Source organism: Pseudomonas sp. GL_090 (assembly GCF_057837765.1).
The window spans coordinates 4763999-4776809 of sequence record NZ_CM174452.1; the positions used below are offsets into that span (position 1 = coordinate 4763999).

General features: G+C 52.9%; 11 protein-coding genes. 7 read left to right on the forward strand and 4 right to left on the reverse strand.

Annotated elements, in window-relative coordinates; translation table 11 throughout:
* Nucleotides 1-5 precede the first annotated feature (5 nt).
* From AC3ITA_RS21355 to AC3ITA_RS21365, 3 genes are all read left to right on the forward strand, one after another.
* Nucleotides 6-509 (forward strand): hypothetical protein, encoded by a 504-nt coding sequence (locus AC3ITA_RS21355; protein ID WP_223434676.1) that lies wholly within the window; start codon nucleotides 6-8, stop codon nucleotides 507-509.
* Between the two features lie 352 nt (nucleotides 510-861).
* Nucleotides 862-1251, forward strand: coding sequence for a hypothetical protein (locus tag AC3ITA_RS21360; RefSeq protein ID WP_489278334.1), 390 nt, complete (start codon nucleotides 862-864; stop codon nucleotides 1249-1251).
* Between the two features lie 524 nt (nucleotides 1252-1775).
* Nucleotides 1776-2108, forward strand: a complete 333-nt coding sequence (locus tag AC3ITA_RS21365) for a hypothetical protein (RefSeq protein WP_093215812.1) — start codon at nucleotides 1776-1778, stop codon at nucleotides 2106-2108.
* Between the two features lie 888 nt (nucleotides 2109-2996).
* Here AC3ITA_RS21365 and AC3ITA_RS21370 read toward each other — a convergent pair.
* Genes AC3ITA_RS21370 through AC3ITA_RS21380 form a run of 3 tightly spaced genes read right to left on the reverse strand, consistent with a single transcriptional unit; the run spans nucleotide 2997 to nucleotide 7645 of the window.
* Nucleotides 2997-4244: an aromatic amino acid transaminase gene (locus AC3ITA_RS21370; protein ID WP_223434678.1), complete on the reverse strand. Its 1248-nt coding sequence runs from the start codon at nucleotides 4242-4244 to the stop codon at nucleotides 2997-2999.
* 40 nt (nucleotides 4245-4284) lie between these two features.
* Nucleotides 4285-5556 (reverse strand): dihydrolipoamide acetyltransferase family protein, encoded by a 1272-nt coding sequence (locus AC3ITA_RS21375; RefSeq protein ID WP_093215799.1) that lies wholly within the window; start codon nucleotides 5554-5556, stop codon nucleotides 4285-4287.
* A 1-nt stretch (nucleotide 5557) separates the two neighbouring features.
* Nucleotides 5558-7645, reverse strand: coding sequence for an alpha-ketoacid dehydrogenase subunit alpha/beta (locus AC3ITA_RS21380; protein WP_197678821.1), 2088 nt, complete (start codon nucleotides 7643-7645; stop codon nucleotides 5558-5560).
* A 267-nt stretch (nucleotides 7646-7912) separates the two neighbouring features.
* Here AC3ITA_RS21380 and AC3ITA_RS21385 point away from each other — a divergent pair, with 267 nt between their 5' ends.
* Entirely contained in the window at nucleotides 7913-8395 is a 483-nt protein-coding gene (locus AC3ITA_RS21385; protein WP_093215790.1) for an Lrp/AsnC family transcriptional regulator, read from the forward strand.
* A 67-nt stretch (nucleotides 8396-8462) separates the two neighbouring features.
* On the opposite strand, the gene AC3ITA_RS21390 is transcribed toward AC3ITA_RS21385, so the two are convergent.
* The gene (locus AC3ITA_RS21390) at nucleotides 8463-9371 is read right to left on the reverse strand and encodes a LysR family transcriptional regulator (protein WP_093215786.1); all 909 of its coding nucleotides are present in this window, start codon (nucleotides 9369-9371) and stop codon (nucleotides 8463-8465) included.
* 595 nt (nucleotides 9372-9966) lie between these two features.
* On the opposite strand from AC3ITA_RS21390, the gene AC3ITA_RS21395 reads away from it, so the two are divergent.
* From AC3ITA_RS21395 to AC3ITA_RS21405, 3 genes are read left to right on the forward strand one after another with little or no spacing between them, the layout of a single operon-like run.
* On the forward strand, nucleotides 9967-10941 hold the full coding sequence (locus AC3ITA_RS21395) for an ABC transporter permease (RefSeq protein ID WP_093215781.1): 975 nt from the start codon (nucleotides 9967-9969) through the stop codon (nucleotides 10939-10941).
* Entirely contained in the window at nucleotides 10938-11837 is a 900-nt protein-coding gene (locus tag AC3ITA_RS21400) for an ABC transporter permease (RefSeq protein WP_093215776.1), read from the forward strand. Before AC3ITA_RS21395 ends, AC3ITA_RS21400 begins: the two co-directional genes overlap by 4 nt.
* Nucleotides 11834-12811 carry an ABC transporter ATP-binding protein gene (locus AC3ITA_RS21405; RefSeq protein WP_489278335.1) on the forward strand — a complete coding sequence of 326 codons (978 nt, stop codon included), beginning with the start codon at nucleotides 11834-11836 and terminating at the stop codon, nucleotides 12809-12811. The genes AC3ITA_RS21400 and AC3ITA_RS21405 overlap by 4 nt, the downstream gene beginning before the upstream one ends.

The following is a 12811-nucleotide window of genomic DNA, read 5'->3' on the forward strand; positions in this document are numbered from 1 at the left end:
AGTCCGTGTTGTACTTGCCGGATACGCTTAGCGCGCACATTGCTTTGTCGGACCGGATGGAGTGGATCAGTATTTCCTTCATCTCATCGCGACCGATTGCCTTGCTGGATAGCCCTGTGCGACCTATCCATGCTGAAGCCCAGCAGCATTCGCTGATCGGTTCCGGTGCAGGCCCCTTGTTCCTTGATCAGGCGTGCTGGCATCTGCTCAACACCTTGCCAGGCACTGACGTCTTGCTTGCTACCCGTGTTGTTCATGCGATGCGCAGGGCAAAATCTCAGCACACCAACTTCAAGCTGCCGACACTGCGTATCGCCGTGCTCACGGCGCATTCACAGACCATTCGCAGGCTTGAAGTGAGTCGGCGAGACTTAGCCACTCACAGTCAGGTGTTTAAGAAAAATCCCCCTCCACTCATTGAATTCATCCACTTGGCCGTGCCTCAAGCGCAGCAGTTTCTTTGTACGGACAGTGCGGGAGACGACCTCGACAAATGGGTTGAACAATAGGTGCTTCCCGAGTTGAAAGCGAGTGGGGCCCACGTCGCTATCATTGAAACTTTATCTGCTGAGGCAACAGTACATCCAGATTGAGATCCGAAATTCGCGTTGAGATGGTTATTTGCAAAGCATGGTGTCGTCACCCAGTTCATAAGTACAGCGCAAATCGTTGGAGAGGATTACCAAGCTTTGGCGGTACTCGCCGAAGCTGTGCGGTTGTCCGGCAAGCTGTCAGAACCGCTGCCTCGCGAAGCAAGAATTCCCGAAGGCACTTGGACGTTGTCGGTATACCTTGAAAGCATTCAGACGAAGGGGGACGCGAAATACCTCCCAGTCATTACCCTCGCTCAGCTGGATGACAATGCACCCACAAATCTTTTGGTTCGATTCGAAACATGGCAATGCACCGAGTTGGTTCGACTATCGAACTGGAACCACCCTTATCCATTCTACGATTACCCTTTTTTCCCATGAGGCAGTGCGAACGCTGATCGCTCAGGCGCTGCTGGCGCCTACACCTGTCGCTGGGGAGCCTTTGATCATCTACTTACAATCAAGGTTGCGCGAGCTCTATGACGGCTTGCAGGACATTCCTGGCCAAAAGCTTCCAGCGATCAACGATGAAAATGCCTGGATCGTACGCATCAGTACAGATCCCCATATTGCCCGAGTCACTGGTGATCACAGTGCCTCCCTTCTTGCCGCATTTCATTGGAACTCGCAAACTTTTGTTGCGCTCGCAGCACAGTGAAAATGTCTACTTTCACATTTCACCGTCGAAGTGGTACGCCTCCAAAGGGCATTCACAGCGCTACAACACACGCTACGACGTGAATCCATATTAATTGGAGATGCCTGTCAGCAACTGGGTGTAACGGAAATGACCATCATTTGAGAAGGTTTATTTTCTAGCGCTGCGAGTGTAGCCACACAAACAGGGTTGCTGTGCCGCAATGCGCCCACCTAGGGCGGACACCTTCGACTGCCAAGTCCCATGCATTTAGGCGGTGCCGTGGCTAAAACCCACCCTATGATTCAACGACCACGGCGCGCATAGTCTTTCCGACGCGCCCTTATTTTGCCAGCGCGATGGCTTCGATTCTGTGGCCACATCAATATCTTCACGGCGTACTTCCTAACGTTGTTAAAGAGCAAGTCACAATTTTCCACTCTCCACCGCTGGCCATCACATATTGAAAAAAACCACAAACAAGATAGTTGCAACCCTGCTTGCTCCAATTTTACAATTACCTCATAACAAAAAAGGAGATGATCATGAATTACAAGTCAGAAGAATATATCAAGCAATACAATGAGGAGCTGGGCAAAGATTCCCACTGGGAAATTCAGCAATGCAATGACGAGGAGCATGAAGGTTTCTTCGCAATTTATCATATGAACACTCATCCATCGGATCCAGGTAAAGCCGTTTTAATTGGATATATCTCTATCGCGACACCCGTTGAAACGCTGATCGGTTTCGAATCGCTGTGCCATGATTACTACAATTGTGGACAAATGGTTGGCATCAAATCCCATGTCAATTTTCTATTGGGTCATCAAAACGCGCTATTTGCAGGCGAAGATGGGGACATGGACGTGGAATGACGAAAGCTTAAATTTTTAAGCAAAAGCTAGAGAGCCCACTGGGTTGGCATAGGCGGGCTTTAACCCCATTCAGCGCAACAGGTGCTACTGATAAAGGATAAAAGTCACGCGCCTGCCAATAGCGTGACCATGGTTATAAACCATATCGCAAGGCAGCGGCTTACAACTGAAAGTTAGCGATGTCGATATGCTCCTAATGCAGTGATTTCTCTACGTCAGATTTAATAAGTTCGTAGGAGCCAAGAGCATAAATATAGCCCGCACCAATCCCGCGCCTGCACTCGACTATGTAAAATTCTATAACAGCTCCTTGCTTTGAAGCTGACTAGCGTAAGCCATCCAATTCTTTGGCTGGCATACTTCTGGCTATGGTGGGTAATTGCACTGACTTGCCCACCCATTTGCATTCGACCTGACCAGTAATTTGCATCGGATTTGACCATCACGCTTCGTGACCATTACCGGCAGAGAACGACCCAAGGGGTCAGTAAGTTGAGCCAAGGTAAGCGATGGCTGCGCTCATACCAAGCAAGAGTTCTTGATTGCTATCTGAATCTTGAGTCTGCTCTCAGATGACTATCAACAGGATAGATGTTGCTTTGATGGTGATCCGCGTAGATCGCGGCATTAGTCATTTTTGCAGTATTCCCCTCAATCTGTATGAGTAATTTGTTGTTCGAGTACATCAGTGCCCAAAACGCATAAAAAGGAACGACGAACAAAAACATTAGGATCGGCCCGACGAACCCGAACAATAGATCAGACGATGCATTCCTCACAGAAGTGGAGAAATGCACCGCCATTCGTCGCGCCATCGTGCCAGTCATCCAAGCGAGCACCATGGCCTGGATGAGAATTACTCAGTAAAGCTTCAGGCAATCGCCCGTTTCAAACCCGCCCGCCGGAAAGACCTGACTTCAAAGCAACGGCGACTTCGTCCAAACGATCAAACGGTAAGCCCGAGATATTGATTCTTCCGTTCCCTACCATGTAGATCGCACTGCTTTCACGTAAATGCTGCACATACCCGGGCGTGCGATTTAGGAAAGAGAACATCCCCTTCTGCGATTCAATACTGCTGAATGCCTGATAGGCATCAATTTTTCGAAGTTCCGCACACAGGCCATTCCTGAGCATCTTGATCCTCTCCCCCATTTCCAGCACTTCTTGCCGCCACAGCTCTGTCAGTGCCGGGATAGTGAGTATGTGAGCGACTACCGCCCCACCATGGGCGGGAGGCATGGACCAGAGGCAGCGAGCCGTATCAATGATCTGTGACTTCACCGCTTCAAGCACAAGATGCTCAGCGCAACTGATTAGCAAGGCACCGGTGCGCTCGCGGTAGATCCCAACGTTTTTCGAGCACGAAATGCTCGCGATCACTTCGGGCAGCTCATCGCAAAACAGCCGCAGCGCCCATGTGTCCTCCTCCAGCCCAGCACCGAAGCCCTGATAAGCCATATCGAACAGTGGAAGCAGACCCTTGCGGCTCACCACCTCAAGGATCGAACGCCATTGATCTTTATCGGGGTCAATACCGGTCGGGTTATGGCAACACGCATGGAGCAGCACGGCATCGCCTGGGGACAGCGCCTCAAGTGCCGTCAGCAGAGCACCAGCATTAAAATCGCCGTCATCCGTCAGGTGCTGACACGTCTGAACATGCAGGCCGGCGCGCTTGAAGATCTCTTCGTGAATCGTCCAGGTGGGAACCTGGATCAGGATGTTCTGCACGGCGGTTCGCCTGAGAAACTCGGCCATCAGCCTCAATGCGCCAGTGCCGCCAGGTGTCTGGACGGCGGCATAGCGATCACTCAAGCGCGCATCCTCACCAAAAACCAGGGAGAGGATGGCTTGATTAAACTGCGGCAATCCCTCTGAACCGACATAGGCCTTGGTGATCTGGTTCTCCAGCAACCATTTTTCTGCCGCCAGCACAGATGCAAGTACCGGCGTTTTACCGGAGCTGTCTTTGTACACACCAATACCCAGGTCAATTTTTTTGCTTCGTATATCGCGGGCATAGGTATCTGCAAGCCCCAGGATCGGATCATTGGGCAAGACTTGTATGTTCTGGAAAATTGGCAAAATCAGACTCCCGTCCGTTTGTTTTAAGGTCAGATGTTTTTCTTTCAAAAAAAACGCGACTGGGGTCGCGTTTTTGGCTCAGGACCAGTCAGCCTTCCAAAGGCCATTGTTCAATCACTTCCACAAAGCGACTCAGCCAGGCATTCGTTACGCTGCCGTCGAGCACGCGGTGATCTATCGTCAGTGACACATAGGCCTTTGGCCGAACCTGGAAGCTGTCTGCCCCGTCTATTTCTCGAACCACCACACGCTTTTCCAGGGCGCCGATCCCCAGGATTGCCGACTGCGGCTGGTTGATAATGATCGGGGTAGCGAACAAGGAGCCTGAAGTGCCGTGGTTGGAAATCGTGAACGTACCGCCCTGCACATCACCCGACCTGAGCTTGCCGTTACGAGCCGCTTCGGTCAGGCCCTGTAACCGTGACGCGATACCGAGAATGGATAACTCCTGGGCCCGGTGGATCACCGGGACAATCAGCCCGGCCTCCCCCAACGCGGTACCAACGCCAACATTGATGTCCTTGAACACTTCCAGGTAATCGTCGTTCCAGCGACTGTTCACGTTCGGCACGGCCAGCATCGCCTGAACCGAGGCGGCCACGAAATAGGAGGTAAACGTCAGGTTCACCCCTTGGTCGGCGAATAGTTTTTTATATTTTTTGCGATGGGCGATGATCGCGCTGAAGTCGGCCTCAAATACCGACGTGACATGAGGGGCGGTGCTCACTGAATGCTGCATATGTTCAGCGATCTTGCGGCGCATGCTGCTATGGGGAACGTGGGCGCTGACCTGAGGACCGCGCTCTCCTGAGGTGGCGGCAAGGGGCGCGGAAGCAGCCGTGACCTGGGACGCCGGGATCACGGATTGCGCTGCGGTTGGGCTGACGGTTTTTGCCGGTTTGTCCTGCACGAACGTGATGACGTCCTCACGAGTGAGGCGTCCGCCTCTGCCGCTCGCTTCAACGGCTGCCGGATCCAAATTGTGCTCCCTCAAAAGCCTGCGCACAGCCGGTGACAGGCGCAGCTCAGGGTCAAACACCACCGGTAAATCCCCAGTCGCTTCGGCGGTCGGCGCCGGTACTGGGGCGACCACCTCTTCAGCTCCGCCCAGGTTGATCACCCCCAGCACTGCGCCGGGCGCTGCATCCGCATCGTTACCCAGGATGATCTCCAGAGTACCGTCACCAGGCGCGGCAATCTCCACCACCACCTTGTCGGTTTCCAACTCCACGACGGGCTCATGCTTATGTACCGTATCACCGGCCTTCTTCAACCAGGTGCGCACCACCGCTTTGGTGCCTTCCTGCTCAAGGGGCGCAATGATATTCAAGCTGCCGGATTTCAGGGTCATGTCATTCATCTCAGAACCCCACCAGGTAATCGATCTTGTTGCGGATAGCCTCTACCGACGGCAGCACGTGATTGAGCAGGGTCGGATGATGTGGGCTCGGAATGTCTGGCATGGTCAACCGGGCCACGGGGGCATCCAATTCCATGAACGCCTCGTCGGCAACCACCGCCGCGATTTCTGCGCCAAAGCCTGCGGTACCCAAGTCTTCATGCACGATCAGGCAACGGTGAGTTCGACGCACGGAGGCCAGGACCGCAGCGCGATCCCACGGCATCAAGGTGCGCAAGTCGAGCACATCAACAGATCGCCCTTGTGCCGCCTGCTCGCAACGCTCGACCATCGCGCCCCAGGTAACAATCGTCAAATCGTTACCTTCAACAACCGTACGCGCCTGGCCAAAGGGCACGATGAAATCATCCCCCGGGTACGGACGACGAGCGGAAGCAGAGTCCAGCATGGCCCGGTGTTCGAAGAAAATCACCGGGTCATTCCCACGCATGGCGCTGCGCAGCAGGCCGACGGCATCTTCAGCGTTGGAAGGCACCGCCACCTGCCAACCTGGGGAGTGCACAAACTGTACTTCGTTGGTCTGGCTGTGCCACGGGTCACCGCACTTGAAGAAACCACCCGCGATACGCACCACCATCGGCGCAGCAAAGCGGTTGTTGGTGCGCCAGCGCATGGTGCCGCAGTCGTTCAATTGTTCGACTGCCGGGTCCGCATACTTGCGAAATTGAATTTCCGGTACCGGTACCAGCCCAGCCACCGCCATCCCGACGGCGCGCCCGATGATGCCTTCTTCAGAAAGGCTGGTATCGAAGACTCTCGAATCACCGTATTTTTCCTGCAGCCCCAACGTCACCGCGTGCACCCCGCCTTTTGGACCGATGTCCTCACCAAACAGTACAACCCGAGGATTAACCTCCAGCTCGCGGTCTAGTGTGCGGCGGATCGCAGCCACCATATTGAGACGCTGTCCCTCCAGCAGTGGAGTCAAAGTCGCTTGCGGAGCCTGGTAGCCCTCAGACCATTGGCCGCCGCGCTCTTGCAGTTGGTCTTCGTGGAACACGTGTCGGGTAACCCGAGCCGGGTCACTGACAGGCCGCGCTTCGGCCTCGATACGTGACGCATTGACCTCTGTGCGAGCGGTGTCACCCAATTGGTCCCATTCGCTGACGGTCATGAGATCGGGCACTAGAAATTCGCGCAGTTTGTGCAATGGATCGCGCGCCCACTCCATCTTGATGAAGTCTGCGCTTTTATAGGTCTGGGTATCCTGGAAGCTGTGCCCTTGCAGGCGCGGGACTTTCAAGCGCAACAGGCAAGGCCCCTGATGGGCGCGGACATACTCGACAGCCTGGTGAACCAGATCGGCACTTTGCTGCGGGTTAGAGCCATCACCAGAGAGGATATGCAGGTTCTGGAACCCACTGAGGTTGGCCGCGATATCGCCGCCTGGGGTTTGAAAAGTCGACGGGACGGAAATGCCGTATCCGTTGTCTTCGATATAGAACAGCATCGGCAGTTTCTGCGTGGTCGCCAGGGTCAGCGCCGCCCAAAAACCATTGGTTGCAACAGAACCGTCTCCACCCAGTACAACGCTGATCGCGGCGTCGTAGTTTTCATCCTTCAACACCTTGCTGCGATATTCAATCGCCTGCGCCCAGCCAGCGGTGGGCGTGTATTGAGCGCCCACGCCGCCACACATGGGCAGCGCAGTCGGACCGCCTGGGTTGGGATAGTTGAAAACCACCCCGATATCCCGGCCATCCGAGTAGCCACCGGCACGGGCCATGGAGGATCCCAAGGCATCCGCCATGTCCACCCCCATCGCCAGCAGCAACGGGCGCGAACGATAGTATCCGCACGCCGCATCGTTGCGATTTGTCAGCCTCGACCCAAGCAAAATCTGCGCGAGGTCATGACCCCTGGCGGAAAATTGATAGAGCACCTTCTTTTCCGGTACCAGGGTTTTTTCTTCCAACTCATCCAATGCCCTGGAAACGTGCATAAGATAGGCGATACGTGGCCAGTTGAACGCGCAAATAGCCGCGCTCTGACTTTTTACCTCGGGATTTTTACGGCGTGGAGCGGACATTTTATTTTTTATCCTCGCGAGCGGAAGAGCAGGCACAAAGCCTTGCCCAGATGCTGACGAGCTTAAAATTCATCACGCAAAAAGTGTTTTCTCAATTGTTCAGAAATCACGATTTTGAAGTGATATTTTTCCTATAACGACACCCGCACAGAAAATCGTGCTTAATTCCTACTACCCAGTAAAAATACTTGCTTTGACTGGGCAAAGCATCTTATGTATCCCCAGCATCTGCAAAAACTCGCGATTATTTTCCGGAAATTATAAAAAATGGAAAAAAGTAATCTTCTTGACGCCTATAGCCTCAAGATTCTTGCCGAACTGCAATTGGATGGCCGCTTGACCGTGCAAGAGCTTGGCAAAAAAATCGGATTGTCGACTTCCCCGACCTGGAAGCGCTTGAAGGATCTGGAGCGCGAAGGCGTCATCCATCACTACACGGCGGTACTCGATCGAACCCGGGTCAATCTGGGCAACTGTGTACTGGCCGAGGTCAATCTGGCCCGGCATTTCGAGAACGTGGTGGAGGAGTTCGAAAAGGCGGTTCGTGATTGTCCAGCGATCATCGAGTGTCACAGCACCACCGGTCGCGGCGACTACCTACTCAAGGTGGTGACGCCGGACATCACCCGTTATGACGCGTTTCTCTACAACGTGATTTTCAAACTGCCCGGTGTCAGTGAAATTCGATCCAGTGTGGTGTTGCGGGAAATCAAATCACCTTCGCCGTTACCACTGGACCATTTTCATTAGGCCTGCACCTTCGCCCTAGGCATACAGGAGCGCTTGGCGGCGAACGCTCTCCGGCCTGTCCACTGAATCATATGGAAAATGAATCAGAAAGCTCTCGACAAAAATCTTGAGCGATATGCAAAATCGGCGATTTTGTGCGGTTTGCAAGGGTCACGAATACAAACTGCACGCCAATTTCAATTGGAAGATTAACCTTTAACTCGACGAAATCCCCCTTCCGTATTCCTTCTTGTGCAGAGGCAAGAACCCCCAAAAATATCGCATCTGTAGAACTTACGACTTCAAGCAGACGAGAGATGTCCTGACATTCAACCTGGAGCAATTCGTTCGGATGACGGGCGTGCCCTGTGCTGTCCAGAAGCCCCCTGGCGGTTTCGTCACTAAGCGCGGTCGATACAAGTGGAAATTTTATAATGTCGTCGAAAATTAGCTTGTTGGAATTTTGTAGTGGATGCCCTGCTCGACAAACGAATCCAGAGGGAAAGTTATTCCAAATATCGATCTCTATATCATCGTGGGGCTTGATTGAACGATAACTGACTATAATCGCATCGACTTCGCGAGCCCTTAGTTTCGCCAACAGAGCGTCACTGTCGCCCTGAAGCACTTCCATCTGCACTCGTGGGAAGTTATTTAACATGTATGTAATCAGCCTTGATGTAATCAAGGCTGAGGGTGCCGCTCCTAGGGCGACTGTCAACGTACCGGATTCGCCTTGTGACAGGAGTTCGGCACTGCGCTTCAATTCGGAAGCCTCCAAAACAATCCGCTTTGCACGTGCCGCGACTTCCTTTCCAAATGAGGTGAGCTCATTACGTTTTCCAATACGATCAAACAGGCGAACTTCAAGCTCCTGTTCAAGTATGTGAATACTTCTACTCAACGCCGACTGTGTTAAATGCAACTTTTCTGCTGACTTACTAAAAGAACCTGTTTCAACGATAGACAAAAGGTGATTCAGTTGCTGAAAATTCATAAAAAACTCACAGACCGATTTAGCATTGAGACCGCAATTTTCGTGCCGCCTGATTGAAAGTCGAACCCCACCAGACTATTTCATTAGTTCAGACCATCGATGGATTTGCATCGGCCAGAAAACTACGCTCCATTCGGAACACACAGGTCCGAGCACAGAAAATCTGTAGCGCATTATTTTTTCGTTTGCGAATTTTCCTGACCACAACAAAATTCGCTTTGGTATAGGCAGTTACCTCCACTTCCACCGAGTGTCAGAGGAGGGTCATTCGGAAACGATTTCCATAGCCAACCACCTCCTCCCACCTGAAATTTGTTACCTCTCGCCTCACGACTAATCAGCTACGAACCGTATTGGTGCAAAAATAATTGTCATGATTAAAAGTCATAGAAATGAGAAAAACAAGACGTTGGACATTTTTTTGAGCTCCTATTACCGTCGATTTGCTACTGCTTTCATCCTATTAGAGAAACGATGTGGACGATAGGTCAATAATTCTGCATGGCCTGAACAAAAAACGAACCTTTGCGAGAAGGAACGTAGAGTTCTTGTGATGTAATCGAAAACTGTGCTGCATGGGAATGGCGGAAGAATTATGTTCGTTTGGTTAATAAGAAGAATAGTGCAAGCTGCTGTAGTCGTATGGATAATGACAATTATTGTGTTCGTAGGCCTCCACCTGATTGGCAGTCCGGTGGATGTTTTGATTTCCCCGGAGGCGGGACCGGCGGAACGTGCGCAACTAATGCAACAGCTGGGCTTGGACAAGTCGTTATGGCAACAGTACTGGACATTCCTATTCCAGGCCTGGCACGGAAATCTCGGCATCAGTTTTGTTTACAACACACCAGCAATAGAACTTATAAAAGAGCGAATGCCTGCGACCTTGGAATTGGCTTTTATTGCTTTGCTTCTTTCAATCATCATAGGCCTACCGTGTGGCTTAATCGCCGGACTGCGTCCGAACGCTTGGTACTCACGCCTGATTATGACCGGTAGTGTACTGGGCTTCTCATTACCGACGTTCTGGGTCGGCCTTATGCTGATTATGGTATTCAGCGTCAATCTGGGTTGGCTGCCAAGCTCAGGTCGTGGCGAAACAAGGGAAATGCTCGGAGTTCACTGGTCATTCCTGACGGTTGACGGGGTTCAACACTTGATCCTGCCGGCGCTGAATCTGGCACTTTTCAAAATTGCCATGGTGCTGCGGCTTACACGGGCCGGAGTGCGCGAAGTTTCACAGATGGATTATATAAAATTTGCCCGCGCCAAAGGATTGAGCAGTCATCGAATCATAAGCGTGCATATATTGAAAAACATCATGATCCCCGTAGTTACAGTAGTAGGGCTGGAATTCGGCTCCACGATTGCGTTCGCAGTCGTCACAGAAAGCATCTTCGCCTACCCCGGCATGGGTAAGTTAATTATTGACAGTATCAACCAACTGGATCGCCCCGTTATCGTGGCTTATTTGATGGTAATCGTAATGATCTTTGTCACCATTAATCTGGTCGTGGATGTTTTGTATCACCTGCTGGATCCTCGCGTCCGATTGGAGGCGAATGTATGAATGTTGCAGTCGCTGCGATTAAGACTGTTTCTCCGTCCAGGCGCCTTTTATCTGACTTTTGCACGTCGCCTGCGGCTGTGATTGGGCTTGTTGTGTTGGTCATGCTGCTCATCGCAGCCTTGGGTGCCCCTATTTTTGCCCCCCAGGACTCTTATGACCTGCAAAGCCTGGATATTATGGACGGCCGGCTGCCACCGGGTGCCACGGGCATTGGCGGCTTCACCTACCTGCTGGGTACCGATGATCAGGGCCGCGACATGTTTTCGGCGATTCTGTACGGGATGCGCATCAGTCTGGGGGTAGGAATAAGCTCGGCAGCGTTGGCCTGCCTGCTGGGTACGCTTCTTGGGTTGACCGCCGCTTATTTCGGCGGACGTATCGAAACCCTGATAATGCGAGTGGTCGACTTGCAGTTGTCGTTTCCAACCATTCTTGTCGCCCTGATGATTCTGGCAATTCTCGGCAAGAGCATCACGAACGTCATCCTTGCACTAGTCATCGTCGAGTGGGCGTATTACGCCCGGACCGTGAGAAGCGCGGCAATGATTGAACGGCGCAAGGAATATATCGAAGCCGCCCACTGCCTTGCACTGTCGCGTACCCGGATCATGCTTCGTCACCTTCTGCCCAACTGTTTGCCCCCCATCATTGTGATCGGAACCATGCAAGTGGCGCGCGCCATCGCACTCGAAGCGACCCTTAGTTTCCTGGGGCTCGGGGTTCCTGTCACTGAACCGTCACTCGGACTGCTCATCGCGAATGGCTACCAATACATGCAGGCGGGGCTTTACTGGATAAGCGTTTTCCCTGGCGTCGCCCTACTCATCATCATTGTGGCCATCAACCTGGTGGGTGATCAGCTGCGCGAAGTGCTTAACCCGAGGTTGAACAAATGAAGTCAGATCACATCCTGGAGGTGCAGCATCTGTGCACCGAGTTCTCCACGCGAGACGGCGTGTTGCGTGCCGTCGATGACGTTTCCATGAAGCTTGAGCGTGGTCAGGTGTTGGGGCTGGTAGGTGAGTCTGGCTCGGGCAAGTCGGTAACCGGTTATTCGATCATGGGGTTGATTGACCCACCGGGTCGGGTCGCCAGCGGCAAGATCCTGTTCAAAGGACAGGATCTGGTCGGGCTTCCCGAACGGCAGTTCAGCGCTCTTCGGGGCAATCGCATCGCGATGATTTTTCAAGATCCAATGATGACCCTCAATCCTGTTTTGCGAATTGATACCCAGCTCATGGAAACCATTTACGCGCACTCCCGGGCGTCACAGAAAGACGCTCGCCGCCAGGCAATTGAAGCACTGGAGAAGGTCGGTATTCCTAGCCCCGAAGAGCGCATGTTGGCCTACCCGCATCAGCTCAGTGGCGGCATGCGTCAGCGCATTGCCATCGCCATTGCCCTGTTGCACAAGCCTGATTTGATCATCGCCGATGAACCGACGACCGCATTGGATGTGACCATTCAGGCGCAGATCCTGGCCGAAGTGCAACAGCTCGTCCGGGAGTCGGGTACTGCACTTATATGGATTACCCATGACCTGACTGTGGTGGCCGACCTGGCGGACGAAGTCGCCGTAATGTACGCGGGCAAAATCGTTGAGCAAGGTCAGGTCAAAGCCGTCATCGAGCAGCCTCTGCACCCCTATAGCGCTGGCCTGTTGGGGAGTTTGCCCAGCCGCAATGCGGGGCTCACGCGGTTGATGCAAATCCCGGGCATGACCCCACGCTTGTCTGAGTTGCCACAGGGCTGCGCGTTCCGCACACGCTGTTTCAAGGCATCAGGCCTTTGCATAAATGAACCACAACTCTCGCATCCGGCAGTGTCACGCTCGCTACGCTGCTTCAATCCAGTCGGAGCACCCGAATGA

What these genes read in the sequence shown, in the direction of transcription:
- AC3ITA_RS21360 (WP_489278334.1), top strand. Translation starts at nt 862, where the DNA reads ATGCACCCACAAATCTTTTGGTTCGATTCGAAACATGGCAATGCACCG.
- AC3ITA_RS21365 (WP_093215812.1), top strand. Translation starts at nt 1,776, where the DNA reads ATGAATTACAAGTCAGAAGAATATATCAAGCAATACAATGAGGAGCTG.
- AC3ITA_RS21375 (WP_093215799.1), bottom strand. Translation starts at nt 5,556, where the DNA reads ATGAATGACATGACCCTGAAATCCGGCAGCTTGAATATCATTGCGCCC.
- AC3ITA_RS21380 (WP_197678821.1), bottom strand. Translation starts at nt 7,645, where the DNA reads ATGTCCGCTCCACGCCGTAAAAATCCCGAGGTAAAAAGTCAGAGCGCG.
- AC3ITA_RS21385 (WP_093215790.1), top strand. Translation starts at nt 7,913, where the DNA reads ATGGAAAAAAGTAATCTTCTTGACGCCTATAGCCTCAAGATTCTTGCC.
- AC3ITA_RS21390 (WP_093215786.1), bottom strand. Translation starts at nt 9,371, where the DNA reads ATGAATTTTCAGCAACTGAATCACCTTTTGTCTATCGTTGAAACAGGT.
- AC3ITA_RS21395 (WP_093215781.1), top strand. Translation starts at nt 9,967, where the DNA reads ATGTTCGTTTGGTTAATAAGAAGAATAGTGCAAGCTGCTGTAGTCGTA.
- AC3ITA_RS21400 (WP_093215776.1), top strand. Translation starts at nt 10,938, where the DNA reads ATGAATGTTGCAGTCGCTGCGATTAAGACTGTTTCTCCGTCCAGGCGC.
- AC3ITA_RS21405 (WP_489278335.1), top strand. Translation starts at nt 11,834, where the DNA reads ATGAAGTCAGATCACATCCTGGAGGTGCAGCATCTGTGCACCGAGTTC.